Annotated in this window: 15 protein-coding genes and 1 pseudogene; 7 read left to right on the top strand and 9 right to left on the bottom strand. The window is 68.2% G+C overall.

Annotated features, from left to right (window positions below; genetic code table 11):
- The first annotated feature begins 412 nt into the window (after positions 1-412).
- Complete coding sequence (locus ACZ4LX_RS03200) at positions 413-637, top strand: hypothetical protein (RefSeq protein ID WP_467637799.1); 225 nt, start codon at positions 413-415, stop codon at positions 635-637.
- 46 nt (positions 638-683) lie between these two features.
- Here ACZ4LX_RS03200 and ACZ4LX_RS03195 read toward each other — a convergent pair whose 3' ends face one another.
- The 7 genes from ACZ4LX_RS03195 to ACZ4LX_RS03165 all read right to left on the bottom strand — a co-directional run bounded on the left by ACZ4LX_RS03195 (position 684) and on the right by ACZ4LX_RS03165 (position 6,415).
- The gene (locus tag ACZ4LX_RS03195; RefSeq protein ID WP_467637796.1) at positions 684-989 is read right to left on the bottom strand and encodes a MazG nucleotide pyrophosphohydrolase domain-containing protein; all 306 of its coding nucleotides are present in this window, start codon (positions 987-989) and stop codon (positions 684-686) included.
- 81 nt (positions 990-1,070) lie between these two features.
- Positions 1,071-1,568: a hypothetical protein gene (locus tag ACZ4LX_RS03190; RefSeq protein ID WP_467637793.1), complete on the bottom strand. Its 498-nt coding sequence runs from the start codon at positions 1,566-1,568 to the stop codon at positions 1,071-1,073.
- Positions 1,565-2,518 carry a nucleoside 2-deoxyribosyltransferase gene (locus ACZ4LX_RS03185; protein ID WP_467637790.1) on the bottom strand — a complete coding sequence of 318 codons (954 nt, stop codon included), beginning with the start codon at positions 2,516-2,518 and terminating at the stop codon, positions 1,565-1,567. Before ACZ4LX_RS03185 ends, ACZ4LX_RS03190 begins: the two co-directional genes overlap by 4 nt.
- A 25-nt stretch (positions 2,519-2,543) precedes the next feature.
- Positions 2,544-3,362 (bottom strand): PfkB family carbohydrate kinase, encoded by an 819-nt coding sequence (locus tag ACZ4LX_RS03180; RefSeq protein WP_467637787.1) that lies wholly within the window; start codon positions 3,360-3,362, stop codon positions 2,544-2,546.
- Positions 3,363-3,379: 17 nt separating this feature from the next.
- Complete coding sequence (locus ACZ4LX_RS03175; protein WP_467637784.1) at positions 3,380-4,189, bottom strand: hypothetical protein; 810 nt, start codon at positions 4,187-4,189, stop codon at positions 3,380-3,382.
- Between the two features lie 11 nt (positions 4,190-4,200).
- A complete protein-coding gene (locus ACZ4LX_RS03170) occupies positions 4,201-4,911 on the bottom strand; it encodes an aspartate racemase/maleate isomerase family protein (RefSeq protein WP_467637781.1) in 711 nt (236 codons plus the stop codon).
- Positions 4,895-6,415, bottom strand: a complete 1,521-nt coding sequence (locus ACZ4LX_RS03165) for a radical SAM protein (RefSeq protein WP_467637778.1) — start codon at positions 6,413-6,415, stop codon at positions 4,895-4,897. The genes ACZ4LX_RS03170 and ACZ4LX_RS03165 overlap by 17 nt, the downstream gene beginning before the upstream one ends.
- Positions 6,416-6,624: 209 nt before the next feature.
- Between ACZ4LX_RS03165 and ACZ4LX_RS03160 the strand changes: the two genes are divergently transcribed.
- On the top strand, positions 6,625-8,013 hold the full coding sequence (locus ACZ4LX_RS03160) for a hypothetical protein (protein WP_467637775.1): 1,389 nt from the start codon (positions 6,625-6,627) through the stop codon (positions 8,011-8,013).
- Between the two features lie 9 nt (positions 8,014-8,022).
- Here the strand turns inward: ACZ4LX_RS03160 and ACZ4LX_RS03155 are convergent, their stop codons facing one another.
- Complete coding sequence (locus ACZ4LX_RS03155; protein WP_467721057.1) at positions 8,023-8,766, bottom strand: SDR family NAD(P)-dependent oxidoreductase; 744 nt, start codon at positions 8,764-8,766, stop codon at positions 8,023-8,025.
- Between the two features lie 344 nt (positions 8,767-9,110).
- Between ACZ4LX_RS03155 and ACZ4LX_RS03150 the strand changes: the two genes are divergently transcribed.
- The 5 genes from ACZ4LX_RS03150 (at position 9,111) to ACZ4LX_RS03130 (ending at position 12,581) form a co-directional block, all read left to right on the top strand.
- A complete protein-coding gene (locus ACZ4LX_RS03150; protein ID WP_467637768.1) occupies positions 9,111-9,665 on the top strand; it encodes an ATP-binding protein in 555 nt (184 codons plus the stop codon).
- A 461-nt stretch (positions 9,666-10,126) separates the two neighbouring features.
- Entirely contained in the window at positions 10,127-10,321 is a 195-nt protein-coding gene (locus ACZ4LX_RS03145) for a DUF5999 family protein (RefSeq protein ID WP_467637858.1), read from the top strand.
- Positions 10,318-10,947: a hypothetical protein gene (locus ACZ4LX_RS03140; protein ID WP_467637765.1), complete on the top strand. Its 630-nt coding sequence runs from the start codon at positions 10,318-10,320 to the stop codon at positions 10,945-10,947. Before ACZ4LX_RS03145 ends, ACZ4LX_RS03140 begins: the two co-directional genes overlap by 4 nt.
- 423 nt (positions 10,948-11,370) lie before the next feature.
- Entirely contained in the window at positions 11,371-11,919 is a 549-nt protein-coding gene (locus ACZ4LX_RS03135) for a DUF6082 family protein (RefSeq protein WP_467637761.1), read from the top strand.
- A 236-nt stretch (positions 11,920-12,155) separates the two neighbouring features.
- Complete coding sequence (locus ACZ4LX_RS03130) at positions 12,156-12,581, top strand: hypothetical protein (protein ID WP_467637757.1); 426 nt, start codon at positions 12,156-12,158, stop codon at positions 12,579-12,581.
- 460 nt (positions 12,582-13,041) lie between these two features.
- Here the strand turns inward: ACZ4LX_RS03130 and ACZ4LX_RS03125 are convergent.
- Positions 13,042-13,833 (bottom strand): annotated as a pseudogene (locus ACZ4LX_RS03125) (IS30 family transposase); the annotation flags it as partial.
- Positions 13,834-13,888 lie beyond the last annotated feature (55 nt).

Here is a 13,888-nt window from a genome sequence, read left to right as displayed (position 1 = left end):
TCAGGTAGCGCAGGGTGTCGCTGGACAGATCGATCGACGAGGGGTAGACAAGCAAGCGAAGCTCCTGGCGGACACGGGTGATCTTGGTCGAGAACCCGTCTACCAGGAGCTTCGTCGTTCCGTACAGCCGGCAACCTCCAACACCTCACCGCCACAGCCAGGTTGAAAAAGGCTCACTGACATCGACCGGAGCTGACGTTGACCGCGCCTCTGCCGCTCCGCTTGGCTCGCAACCGGGGCGGGAGGCACCTCCGTGCGTTGCCGTCCGGTGAAAGTGGAGAGGTTGTGCAACCGTGACAGCACGTTAGCCTTCGGAAGTCGAGGTCGCGCCAGGGTGAGATCGTCATCCGATCGCCCCGACCAGCTCCACGAATGGGCGGGGTATGGACATGGTGAGCAGGGAAGTGGGCCCATGTTCGCCTCTGGATCCCTTCAGGGCGCCGGCCCTGCGATCCGCGTGCCGATCCGTGGCAAGCACCCGCGCGGCAGGCGCCGACGTCACAACGGGGACCACACGAAGATCCGCAGCCTCGGTGAAGGCGCCATGGCGACTCTCAAGTCCTGGAACCTCCGCTGCAGCATCCCCCGGTTCACCGTCGCCGTCAAACCCGTCGTCGCCCTCGAACTCGCCGCCTGATCAAGACGGAAAAGGCTCGCTCGGTCGCGCGGGACCACCGGAGCGTCTAGGAGGCGCTCGTCCGGATCAAAGCCCCGTGCTCGTTCCGCTCGTACGTACGGCCTGCGTTCTTCTCGATCTTCCGGGCGACCGCGGAGTCCAGGTCCACGCCGTTCATTTGCGCCACGGCCGTCAGGTAGAGGAAGACGTCGGCCAGCTCCTCCGCAAGGTCGGGCAGCCCCTTGCGCCAGGCAGTGAAGGCTTCGGCGGTCTCCGCGTTCAGGAGGCCGAACTCCAGGGCTACGTCGGTGGTGTTGAACCCCTTGAGTTCCTTGTTCTCCCAGGCGAGCTTCTGGGCGTCTCTGATCTGCAAGGCTCCTCCAGCGGTGGTACAGCAGGTGCCCCAGAAGCGTAGCGGGAGCGCTGTGCCCCACGGGCTGGTTTCGTCGACCCGTCACCCTGCCGGAGGAAGATCGCGAAGCGAGGTGTCGAGCGTGAGAACGCGGGTGTAGTCGGCGAGCGTGGAGAAGACCCGCTCGTAACCCGTCACCAGTGCGGTGATCTCCTCCACGCTGATTGCCTCGCCATCGCGGGACAGGAGTCGCTGATGGATGACGGCGGGGGGAGCAGTCAGGTGGACGAGCAATCCGGAGCGCGTGATGACACTCTCGGCCAGATCGATCGCTTCAGACCAGTTGATCCGGGAGCGACCGCGGTGAAGTGGGCCGTACACCAACTCGCTGATGAAGCACCGGTCGAAGAGGATTCTGCCGGTCCCGTCCAGGATGGTCCGGTAGCGGCTGGCCAGGTTGAGATGGTCGGGTGTCCTCGGCGAGTGGACCACGGTGAAGCCGTGATGCGCCGAAAGGCGCTCGCCGAGTGTGCTCTTGCCGACCCCGTCACAGCCCTCCAGGACGACGGTCTGGTAGCCGGCGATCTCGTCGAGGTTCATGCGACCAGCCAGGACAGGGCGGCCTCGTCGCTGCTGAAGTGGGCGTCAACGGCGTACTGGATCATGAGATTCCGCCGGTTGGGCTCGCGGCCATGAGCGTGCGTGAACGTCGGGTGGCCCTGAAGAGCAGCCATCCGTACGCCGCTGGCCAGCGCGGCGCCGATGAGCAGGGCGGCACCGGGCGGTGTCTCGGGCCCGGAGACGTCGACCAGCAACCGCGCGGCTGAACGAACGGCAGACAGGTCGGCCAAGGACCCTGCGATCGGGTCAGGAGCCGAGAAGCGCTGGGGCTCCACCACGGTGTGACCGCCGCCCGCCAGGCTCTCGGTCAGGTGGTCCATGCGCCGGGGCAGGTACGGCGACGGCTCGACGTATACGGCCGCACTGCGGGGCACTGGGGATCCTGTCGGAAGGGGAACGCGAGCCGGAAGGTCGAGCAGGGTGTCGATGGCCGTTTCGATGGCCGTGCTCGTCTGGGCCGCGTTGCGGGCCTGGAAGCCCTTGAACCGGGACTGGCCGGGGACCGACGGGAGCGGCGACGGTCCGAGCGTGGCTACGCGCACGATGCGGGTGGCCACGGCCTGGAGGAGGGGGTCAGGGAAATCGAGGCGGGTGCTGGCCTCGGTCATCGAGTAGGTCTGGAAGTCGGTGGTGAGCACGACGACGGGAACTCCGGAGGCGATGGCGTACCCGATCTCCATGCAGACCCCGTCGTCGAGGCTCGGGCCGTGCAGGATGGCGATCATGGCGTTGAGGCGCCCGAGGCGGTCGCGGTCCAGCTCGAACAGGCGGCGTCCCTTGACCTCGGCGACGAGGTCCTCCTCGTCGGTGTCGCAGAACGGCAGGAAGACGCGATCGAAACCGACTTTCGTGGCGAGGCGATCGGCGAGATCGGCAGCGAGGGCACGGTCGTGGGCAGCGAAGAGCCGGTGGGCTACGTAGAAGGGCACGGGGAGAGGTCCTCCAGTCGGTAGGTCAGCCGCGACGCGGCGCGGGGATGGGGAGGGAAGGAGCCGCGACGTACCTGGCTGCGGCTGCTGTCGCCTCCGCCAGAGCCTTGGTGGTGGTCGCGCCGCGCGAACGGTGGGCCAGATAGGTGCCAGCGAGGGTGTCTCCGGCACCGGAGACCTCGAAGGCAGTTTGCGGTGGCGGAACGGCGGAGGCTACCTGCCGCCCGAACGCGCGAACGACAGCGGCCCGGGGGCCGTCAGTAACGACCACTTCCGGCAGCGCGCCACAGTCGACCGCACGGTCCAGGAGGCGGTACTCGGCGGCGTTGACGAACAGGGTGGTCGCCGACGGCAGCCAGGGTGAGGCGGCACGGATCATCGCCTCCGCGCTCGGCCGGAAGAAGTCCACGCTGAACCCGGCTGAGGATTTGGCGAGTTGGCCGAGTACGGCCTCAACGTTCAGCGGGCGACGGCAGCAGACGTGAAAAGTAGCGCGGGGATGCGCACTCACGTGCTCCAGCGCGTGTTCGGTCAGAGCCGCTGCCACGCCGTAGTCCGTGCGCACCTGCACCAGTTCGCCATGCAGGTCGTACTCCAGGTCGAAGGCCGTTGACGTACCGTCGGCCGGACGCCATCCCGACCAGTCGAGCACGTCGAGGCCGGGCGCCTCGGGTAGGTGGGCGAGATCGTTCCCGAGGACGCAGACGGGAGTCGCCCGGCGGCCGGCCTTCGTCGCCGCCAGCGACACGAACAGGGCTGCGCCGCCGAGCCGGGCCCCGCCCCGGTGGTCCGGGTATCGGGTCAGGTCCCGGCTGATGTTGCCGATCACGTCGAGCCGGTCCACGCGCTCTCCCCCATAGGTCAGACATTCCAGGTCGGGTGCGCGCAGCCGACGATCTTCGTGCAGACCGGTCGTCGACGACAGAGCCGCGGGGAGGGCCCGTTGAGATACAGGCGCTTGAAATAGATCAGGACCAGGTGCACCCACCACGTGGGCTCCACGCCGTCCGGAATGGTGACCTGATGCTCGTAGGCGGTGACCAGAGAGCGGAACTCGGCCGGGCGAGCGTGAACAACCGCTTCGAGTACGTACCGCATCCGCTCGTGGGCGACGGCGCCCGACGGGAGCTCAATGCCCAGAGCGGGCGCCAGTTTGGCGACCATGCCGGAATCCACCGGGATGATGCCGCAGTGGTACCCGCGAGCGGTGAGCAGTGCGCACTGGGCGACTTTGAAGGACGCACCTCGCACCCGTGTGGCGAAGTCGAGGACCAGGGCGTCGAGATCCGCCGACTCGGCCGTCGGATCGATGCCCTCCTTCTCCCAGCACTGGAGGAGTTCGGCCAGAGAGCGCATGTAGTCGATCCGGGCCTGAGGCAGGCCGATGGAGCGCACCAGCGAGGCCAATTCGGCGTCCGTGCTCGCGACGAGGTCGTCGAAGCCGCGGGTCTCCGCTGACTTGATCACTCCGGCGTACGTGTCGACCATCCGGTAGGAGACCCGGGTGGACCAGCCGGCGGCGAGCATCCGTACACGCGGGTCACTGATCGTCGTTGGCCACCAGCGGTTCTCGTCGTGATTGGCCTCCACCTCGGCTCGCACCTCCGGCAGGCCGGCGGCACAGGCAACGAGTCGGTGGACGCGACGGATCTCGACTGCTTTCGGTTTCACGCGTTGGATCGTCATAGACCGACTCCAGCAGGAATTCGGGCGGCCAGCAGCGCCATGGCGAGATTCGAAGACAGCACGGGCTTCCCGAACCGGCGCTCCAGCTCGGCGATCACTGAGAGGGTGTGCCACCCCGTACAGGACAGGACGATGGCTCCAGCAGCGTCGAGGGCAGCTTGAGGCAGCCGCTCCACCAGGCCCAGCACCTGATCGGGGGTGACGTCGGGGTACCCGTCGGTCAGGCCCATACTCGCGTGGGCCAGGACCTCCATGCCGGCCTCGGTGAACGCTTCGGCTTCGGCTGCGGTCACCGGGCGGGGGTAGGGCGTGGCGAGGACCATACGCGTCACGGCCGCCTCGGTCAGTGCCCGCAGGAGAGCGTCGAAGGCGGTGATCGTGCCGCTCGGCAGCGGCGGGCCGCCGGTGAAACCGGCCGACGTGCACGCCAACATCACCGTATCGAGCGGAACGTGCGACAACGAGTCCAGCGCCCGGGCCGATGCTCCGCGCAGCCCGTGCCAGAAGGAGGCGTCGATCGCCGTCGCCCGGGACGCGGGCACGAGCCGCGCGTGGTGGAAGATCGTGTGGCGCAGGCGGAGGCGGGGAAGCTCGGTCTCCACGGCGACGTTGGCCCAGGGCAGCAGCAGACCCGCGCGGACGGTGCGGTCCGCCACCGCGTCCAGGGCCTCCAGCGTCGCGAGCGTCCCGTCAGGAAGCAGATGCAACGCGTTCTCCGAAGATCATGCGCGGCGAGTGGCCGGTCACCACGAGGTCACCGGTAGTACCGAGCGGCACCGCCATGCCTCGCTCGACGACCTGGATGGAGTACGAGCCAAGCCGCCGCCAGTAGGTGCCCTCTTCACTGACGAAGTAGGAGTGGAGGCCGGGCACACGGAGGCCGGTCGGGTACACCCGCTCTTTCATCGGCTGATCCCAGGTGTGGTCGATGTCCGCCTTCCACGACGCGAAGTGCTCGGCCGACGGCAACGGCTCCTGCTGACCGAGTGCGGCGAGCGGGGTGCCGGGGAACGCCCTCGCCAGACGCACGTTCGTCCGATGGCACAGCAGGCCGGCGTCGAAAATCCCGGCCAGACCGCGAAGGTTCGCCAGGTGGGTGCCGTGAGTCTCCCCGGGAAGGCCGTAGACCAGGTTCAGGCCCGGGAGAAGCATCGGCAGACCACCAGGACCGCGAGCAGCACCAGCCGTGTTCACGTGATCGACTGCGCGCACCAGGATTTCGGGCGTGCAAGTGAGGGTGTTGCGCTCGATGACGACCGGGTCGAAGCTCTCGATGCCCATCGGCGCACAGTTGCCTTCGGTGCAGAAGTCCACCACCAGTTTGGCGATGCGCAAGCCGACGGGCGCAGCGACAGCCAGCGGGTCGGCATTGTCGATGTGGAGCACCTCCAGCTCCTGGCAGCGCTCACGGATGCCGCTGAGCAGGGCGCGGATCGCGTCCTCGTCCCGGTGGCGGTAGGAGAAGAAGCAGGTCTGCTGACCAAGTCGGAAGTTGCGGATGCCGGCGGCGTAGAGCTGAGCCGCCTCGTCGACGACATCGTCGACCTCGCGAAAGGCCACGAGGGGGGACTTGGCCGGCTCGTTGCAGAAATCGCAGAACTTACGACGGGTGCAGCCGCGGTACAGCTCCAGCTCGGCGATCGGGCGCCAGGGCATCTGGTCGACGAGACCGGCGAACGAATCGCGTTCGCGTCGCATCTGCTCGTAGTCGGCCGGACGCCGACTGCCGAGCAGGAGGTCGCGGGCCGTCACGGTGTGGGTGTGGACGGCGTCGAACAGCCCCGCGTACTCCGCGGGGGAGTCCAAGGCGTAGGTGGACAGCGGTCCGAGCAGGTACCGGCGGCCCCGCGCACGGGCGAGCGCGCGGGCGATCTCCTCGAATGATCCGTTCACCGCGTGGAGATGGACGGACGGAACCGCGTCTCCGGCGATGACGAGCACGATCTCGGCGTCGCGCAGGAGCTGAACAGCGTTGTCTCGGTTGACGGTGGTGGAGTAGGTGAGCCGGTCGCTCAGGGGTGGTTCGACGGTGGGCTCGCCTCCGGCCAGGAACCAGCGGACGTCGTCGATGGTCACGTACCGGACGTCGGCGTCCGGCCGAGCCCGCCGCAGTGCCGACCAAGCGTTACGAACGTAGGTCGACAAGTAGGGCGGTACGCCGAGACCGCTCGGCTCGACGGTGAAGCAGTCCAAGATCACTACAGGCTGCATGGTTCTCCCTCCAGTGCCGAGGGCTCGGTGGCTCTCCAGCGGCGTCGTCGCCGGGAAGGCCCGTGGGCCCGACAGCCCCTCCAGTGTCAGTGTTGGCACGGCTCGGGAGGAGGGAGTGACGGGGTTGTTCGGTTGTACGGGGGTTGCACTTCTATGGCTCTGTGTCCGAAGGCTGGGACGCAGAGTGATCCACAAGGCATCATCAGCACATGAGCAGTTCGAAGAAGAGCGGCGAGGCCAACGCCGCACTCGCGGCAGTGCTGGAGGAGGCCGGCTGCTCGCACGCCGCCTTGGCGCGCAAGGTCAACGAACTGGGTGCGCTCCAGGGTGAGGTATCCCGTTACGACAAGGCATCGGTGTCCCGATGGCTACAGCAGGGGATGACCCCCAGAGGCCGCACCCCCGAGTTCATCGCCGCAGCGTTGTCCGGGTTTTTAGGCCGCCTCGTATCACCTGCGGACATCGGCTTCGCCGAGCAGTCGCAGCGTCCCGTGGTCGCACGGGCCTTGACGTACCGTGAAGATGTGGGTGAAACACTTCATACGCTCGCGGAGCTCGGGTCGACGGACATCTCGCGGCGCAGCCTTCTCGGCGCTGTGCCGTACGTTGCGGCTGCCCTCGTCGATCCCCAACGGCATTGGATGCTGTGGCTCTTGGAGGACGAGCAGGCACCTCGTCTCGCCGTGGCCGCTGACAGCGGCCCCGTCGAGCAGGTCCAGGCGATGATCCAGATGTTCGACGAGATGGACAACCGGTTCGGCGGTGGTGGGGTTCGAGCAAGCATCGTGCACTACCTCAGTACCGAACTCTCCCCCATGCTTCAGCAGCGCAACGTGCCCTCACACCAACGTCGGCTTCTCTACACCTCGGCCGCGAAGTTGGCGGCGATGGCCGGCTGGTGCTCGTACGACTCCGCCGACTACGGACTCGCGGAGCGCTACATGATTCAGGCGCTGAGGCTGTGTGCCGAGGGCGGCGACCGCGTGCTCGGCGGGCAGATCCTGGCCGGCATGTCGCACCTCGCCACGAGCCTCGGCAACCCCACCGAGGGAGTCGCCCTTGCGAGAACAGGCATCGCGACGACCAAGTCCGCGGGCAGCCCGCTCGGTCTGATGCGCCTGCACGCCATGGCTGCCCGCGGATACGCCGTCTTGGGCGATTCCCAGCGGGCTACGTCGTCCCTCCTGGCAGCCAACAAAGGTATGGAGGCGAGCCGGGGGCCTGAGGAAGAATCGCCTTGGGTCCGCTTCCTGGATCACCACTATCTTGAAGCCGAGGCGGCGCTGGTCCACCGTGACCTCGGTGAGGCAGGGAAGGCCGAGCGCCTCGCCCTGGCATCCGTCGTGGCGAACACCGACCGGCGACGTCGTCAGGCCATCAGCCGCTCGGTGCTCGCGACCGCGTTCCTCCAGCAGAACAGGTTGGACGAGGCGGTCGGAACCGCAAGTAATGCCGTCGATCTGCTCGCCGGTGTTCACAGCGAACGGTCTGTTCAAGCCCTACGCGACTTCCGCGCACGGCTTGCCCCTCATCGAGGGGGAGCCGTCGTCCGCGACTTCGAGCGGAAGGCGAGGCCGATACTCGGCACAGCGGCCTGACGGCAACGGTCAGTACCCCTCCGGCGTCGGTGCGTTCTGGCCTTTGTCGACAGGCAGGTTGATCCCGGTCACTGCTCGGGACTGGTCAGAGAGCAAGAACGCGATCACGTCTGCGACCTCTTCCGGCCGTACCAGCTCGCCCCCAGGAAACTCCGCACTGAAGCGCTCGAAGGCCAGCGGGTCTTCGCGCCGCATCCGGTCCCACCGCTTCCCCGTGATAAGCATCGATCCCGGAGAGACCGCGTTCACGCGGATCCCGTCGGGAGCCAGTTCTCTGGCCAGGGAGGCCACCATGTGGATCTGGGCCGCTTTCGCCGAACCGTACTGAGCCTGCGGTCCAGGCTTCCAACCGGAGACCGAGGCCACCACGACGATCGATCCGCCTCCCCCCTCCCGAAGGTGCGGACTGCTTGTCGAGACCAGCCGGGCAACGTGGCCGACGTTCGTCCTCCACGTAGCCGCCCAGTCCTCGGCAGACGCCTCGGCGATCCCCCTCCCATGCGCACCGCCCGCACATGCGACAACACCGTCCAGCCCGCCAAGCCTCGAGACCGCGTCTTCCACGAACCCCTCCAGCAGCTCCGGCACAGACACGTCCAGGGCCCGGACGAACAGATCAGCTGGGGTATCCACCGAGCTGCGGAGCATCTCCAGGTGCTCGGGCCTGCGGGCGCACGTCGCGACCTGCGCGCCTTCGGACAGGAGCAGGCGCACCACGTGCTCGCCCAACCCTCTGGAGCCTCCCGTCACCATGAAGCGGCGACCAGCGAACCGTCCTGCCGATGCTCGCCGCTCTCGGCCATGCCGTGTGTTCGTCATACGTGCACTCCCTATGCAACCGTGCCAACCTGCGTGGTCGAAGACATCCTGCATGCACCCTTCTGACCAGGGCATCGCAGCGGTTCCCTTATGGACGTACCCGGCTCTGAACGAACGGTAGGGCGGCACTCAGCCGACATCGACGCAAAGGGCCTGGGACCGAATCGACTCCGGAACGGCAGCTCACCAGCTCAGCCGTCGACCCGGGATCAGGCGGTTCCCCACACGAAGCGAGAGTCAGCGGCACCCCGCGCTCCTCTCCCGACTCGGGAGGCACCATGTCCGAGGCACTACCCCCGCGAGACACCCTCAAGCTGGCCGACACCCCCAACGCCGTGGGACTGGCGCGGCTCCACACGACCAACGTCCTCTCCTGCTGGGGAGTGCCGGCCGAGGTCGTGGAGACCGTAAAGCTCATCGTCTCGGAGCTGACCACGAACGCGGTACGGCACCCGAAGGAGGCGGGCGAGGAGGTATCCATCTACTCCTCGGAGTTCGACGTGCGGACCTTCGAGCTGGCGTTGGAGATCGATCGTGACGCCGTTCGGGTGTCCGTGTGGGACCACGACGCGAGGCCGCCCGTGCTGACGGAGCCCGGGGTGGAGGCGACGAGCGGGCGGGGGATCCTCATCGTTGCCGCGGTGAGCAACCGCTGGGGCCATCACCCGGCCCGGGGCCTCCCCGGCAAGGTGGTGTGGGCCGAGGTCAGTCTGTCCTCTGCGCGGCAGAGCCGGGAACAGTCGATGGGTAGTCTGCCCTCGACCGAGCGCGGACGCCTCCGTGCCGACCCGAAGCTGCTCGGTCGCGTACTCGTCGGCGTCAGGGAGCTCTGACCCGTGGACGCGGATCGCGGAGCCGAGCCGACCTCCCCCGAACGGGAGCTTTCCTCCTGGGAACTTCGCCTCTTCGATGGCGTGCGGTGGTGAGCACGGAGGAGCGAGCAACGATGGCCGGAACGCCTCAATTCCCCTCCATGGAGGAGGCGTCGCTCAACGAGCCTCACTGGTACGGCCAGCGTCTGAGCGGTACGGCCGACGCTCACCGCGACGCATAGTCGTGCGCGCCCTTGACCCGTTTGGTTGCCGTCGACGGGCGCCCGCCGGGAACCGTTCTGCCTCTGCCGGAGGGCACAGCACCCCGTCGCCGGGAGGACCGCCTGCGGCTCAACACCGCTCCGATCTCCCCCTCCGGCGCCACCGACATCACCCTCGCGAAGAGCGAGCAGGCCGGGAAGTCCTCCGGCTTCCCCGCCCGCCGCACCGCTTCCTGGCCACCCTTATGTACGGGGATTCCCGTGTGTCCGCATCAACCGCCCTGTCCTGTAGCTGAGTCTCCCGCCCATGAGGCGGCCCGCCTGGTCGTCTACCGACCTGAGCAGGGGTGGGGCCGGCGGTGCAACGGTGCCTTGTGTTTCGAGGACACCGGCGAGCTGCTGCCCGACGGGGAGATCATCGCTCCGCATCGTCCCATCCCCAAGGCGGCAGCATGAGTGCGCGCGCCAACGAGCCCGCTCCCAGCACCAGACTTTCTGACCGATCGACGGAGATCGCCGACTGGGTGATCACGCTGATCCGGGCCGGCGTGTTCCCGCCTATGTCCCAGCTGCCCGCGCGGGCGAAGCTGGCCGTGGCCGTGGTGTCCGACCAGAATGCCGTCGCCAGGGCCGTCCGCGTGCTGAGCGAGAGGGAGTTCATCCTCGTGGAACGTGGGGCGCGCCCGGTCGTGCTCGCGCACCTGCCCGTGACCGTGACGGCCCCTCCCGAGCTGAGCGGTCTGCTCGTGCGGTTGGTGCCGCTGGCTCTGCCGCGCACGGACCTCAGCGGGACCGGCATCAAGGAGATGTGCCGCAGAAGCCGGGCACGGTGGGCGACACGGAGCTTCTCCTTCCCTCGGGAGCGCAGTGAGATCTTCGGGGCCCTGGCCACGGCCGCGCATCACCTCATCCCGCTCGTCGCGGAACAGCATGCGCACCACCCCGATGTGCTCGCACTTCTGCGCAGGGCAGCGGTCACCGCCCTGGCGGAGGACCCGACGACTGTCGCGGCGCAGACGTGGCGCTCGGCCTGCCTCGGGGCTGCTGTCTGCGAGTTGCTGCCGCTGGCGGGTGTGGAGTGATCCCCGCCTTGCCCGTGTCCCAGCGCTTCGCACCGCTGCCGCCCGCTGGCAGCGCCGCCCAGCTCGCCGTGGACGGCATCCGGCCGGTCGTCGACCGGGTGCTCGCCTGGGACCTCGCGGGCCCGGCCGCTGACCTGCCGGGGACCGACGTCGCAGCGGACCTGCTCGATGAGCTCACGGCCCACGCAAGGGACCTCGCCGCGCGCCTCGAATTCGACTACTTGATGCTGCCGCCGAGCTCGCTGGCCAGGCCACGGCCACGGCGGTCCTGGGCGAAGCGTCCCGTCGGCTTGACCAGCGATCTCCTGTTCACACCAGGCGGGCCGTGGCCAGACGAGCGCAGAACATCGCTCGCCTCGTCCGCGCCTTGGCCCGTGCCGCCGACGCCGTCCGCTCGGAGACGGCCACTCAGAAGGGCACCCGATGAAGTTCCCGTACTACGCCGCGGCCGGCCTCGCCGTCCTCGGAGTCCTGTACCACCTCCAGCGAGAACGCCACCACCTGGAGGCCCAGGAGCTGCAGGCCATCCACCACGACGAGCACCTGGAGAAGATCACCACCGTCGCGGACGCGCACGCCGCGCAGACGGAGCTGCACCACCGGCAGAACCTGGATGCCGCCGTCACCGGGTTCCACGACCGGTGGCTGGAGACCCTGACCCAGCACAGGAGCCTCGCGGACACGTGGAGGCCCGCGGATGTGCCGGAGGGCGTCGACTACAGGGAGTCGCTGGACGTCAACCGCTACCTCTGCACACTGGCGTTGAGGTACCGGTTCGGGTTCATCTCGGACGACCGGCTCCGGTTTGTCGCCGACGCGCTGATGACGCACCGGGCCGTCCGGGAGTACTGGCGCAGGAACGGAGCCTGGCGGACCGCCGAGACCCAGGACGACGAGCGCCACCAGCGGTTCCACCAGATCCTCGCGAGCGCCGCGAGTGCCGCCAACGCGCTGGCGACCGCGGGCGCCTGACCAAGTCCGCGCACCGCTGCACCGCGCGGCACAGACCCGGGCCTCCTGCCGATGACGGACTGCCGGAAACGTGACCGGCACTCCCTTCCCCCGCAGGCAACGAGGCGACGCCTGCCCGCGTCCCGGCCGAACAGCTCAAGCGCTGCTCGGCCGGCCCGTCCACCACCCCCGCTCACCGCCCGTTCCGACCGGCGATCGGGCAGACCGACCCTTATCTCGTCAGGCAGGAAGAACCGATGACGTTGCACCCCACGGCCCGCACCACCTTCGATAGCCGAGCTGAGATGGAGGCTGTGGCCGACACGGCCGGAGAGCTGGTCGCGGCGCTGCGGTTCGGCGGCACCTACACCGAGGTGCCCCAGGGCATTCCGCCCGGCGGCTGCCAGGTGCGGCTGATGCCCTCGGACGCCCACCCCTGGACCCTGGGCGACGTGCAGGGAGCCCTCCAGGGCCAGGGGATCATCGCCAACAAGGTGGAGCTCGTGGAGACGGCGTGGCTCGACCCGGGCCCGATGCTCTTGATCGAGCTGCCGACGGCCGAGGACATGCGGGCCCTCGGCCGACTGGTCGAAACCAACCTCACCCCGCTGCCCCGGGTTCCCGTTTCCTTTCGGCTTCCGGCATTGGCTTCTTGGGCCATCCTGTTCCCGCTGGGGAGTTGAGCCTTACTTGCGGTCGGCCGACCGGGCTACGAAGGCCCGGACCCCAACGGGGTTTCCACGTTCCACACGAATGAGATACGACCGGGGGTGGGTGCTCCCTTTACCCCGAGGCGGCGGTGTCCACCTGGCCGGAGTGACCTCTACCGGCCAGCGCCTGCCGCTTCTCAGCGGCCAGCCTTGCACCCCACTGCAACCTTCCATCGGCGGGGCTTGGGATCACGAGGCATCATCGGGAGTTCACTTGCTTTCACCCGTCCGGTCTTCCCCTTGCCGGTAACTCCCGGATGGAACGGAAGCCCTTGGGCTTTCCCTTGAGCTTCGCACCACGCCGTTACCGGCATCGCACGTCAAGGGTGGGGACGGGTCATACGGACACGGACCCGTGACTGCACCTACAGCTTCATCAACTGCCTCTCCAATCGGTCAGTCCACTCAAATTCGTGCGACTTCGTGTCGCACGGTCACCCTCCCAGTGTCCAGGAACGGCTCGGTCGGCGGCCTCGGCAGGCCGGTCACTGATCAGCACCATGTTCGCAATGGCGCGGGGCCGGCGCTTGTAGGACTGCCGGTGCGGCCGGCGGCGGGCGCGGCCGGTCCGCAGGGCTTTGGTGAGTTCGCGGCGGAGCTCTCCGCGGCCCTGGACGTAGAGGGCCTGGTAGATCGTCTCGTGGACCACGTGCATCTCCGGCCGGTCGGGGAAGGCGGTCCGCAGAGCCTGGCAGATCTGTTCAGGGCTCCAGCGCAGGGAGAGACGGTGCTGGATGAAGTCCCGCAGCTCGGGGTTCTGGCCGATCTTGCCCACCTTGGGCCGGGGGCGGCGCTGTTCGGCGCGACGGTGGGCGACGTGCGGCCGGTAGACCCAGTCCTTGCCCCGCCACAGAGCGCCGTTGCGGCGTATCTCCCGGCTGATCGTGGACGGGCTGCGGCCCAGCTCGGAGGCGATCTGCCGGATGGATGCCTTCTCGCGCAGCCGGTCGGCGATGTGGATGCGGTCCTCCTCGCGGAGGTATCTGGCCCGGCCGGACACACCGGAAGCCGAAGCCTCCGAACGGATCGGAGGCTTCGGCTTCCCACTGGTCGGCGAGTGCCAGCCGTTGCGCCATCTCTTCCCGGTCCGCCGGTTGATCCCGACGATCCGGCTGGCTTCTCCGTTGCCATAGCCCTGCTGCATGAGCTGAAGGTATGTCTCCCGCTCACGCGTCAGGCGGCGCCCTCCGCCAAGCCCCCGGTTCTCCCGGATCTCGAACTCCATCGCATCCCCTGAGCTGGGGTGTTGCGACGACTACTAGGCCGTGTGTCGAAAGTGG

Source organism: Streptomyces sp. NPDC026062, from assembly GCF_055568375.1.
This window is presented reverse-complemented; position numbering and strand designations above follow the sequence as displayed.

Bases quoted from the DNA above. Each gene is read 5' to 3' on its own strand.
- ACZ4LX_RS03130 (WP_467637757.1), top strand. From the start codon at position 12,156: ATGACGTTGCACCCCACGGCCCGCACCACCTTCGATAGCCGAGCTGAG.
- ACZ4LX_RS03190 (WP_467637793.1), bottom strand. From the start codon at position 1,568: ATGAACCTCGACGAGATCGCCGGCTACCAGACCGTCGTCCTGGAGGGC.
- ACZ4LX_RS03150 (WP_467637768.1), top strand. From the start codon at position 9,111: ATGTCCGAGGCACTACCCCCGCGAGACACCCTCAAGCTGGCCGACACC.
- ACZ4LX_RS03200 (WP_467637799.1), top strand. From the start codon at position 413: ATGTTCGCCTCTGGATCCCTTCAGGGCGCCGGCCCTGCGATCCGCGTG.
- ACZ4LX_RS03135 (WP_467637761.1), top strand. From the start codon at position 11,371: ATGAAGTTCCCGTACTACGCCGCGGCCGGCCTCGCCGTCCTCGGAGTC.
- ACZ4LX_RS03160 (WP_467637775.1), top strand. From the start codon at position 6,625: ATGAGCAGTTCGAAGAAGAGCGGCGAGGCCAACGCCGCACTCGCGGCA.
- ACZ4LX_RS03140 (WP_467637765.1), top strand. From the start codon at position 10,318: ATGAGTGCGCGCGCCAACGAGCCCGCTCCCAGCACCAGACTTTCTGAC.
- ACZ4LX_RS03155 (WP_467721057.1), bottom strand. From the start codon at position 8,766: ATGGTGACGGGAGGCTCCAGAGGGTTGGGCGAGCACGTGGTGCGCCTG.
- ACZ4LX_RS03165 (WP_467637778.1), bottom strand. From the start codon at position 6,415: ATGCAGCCTGTAGTGATCTTGGACTGCTTCACCGTCGAGCCGAGCGGT.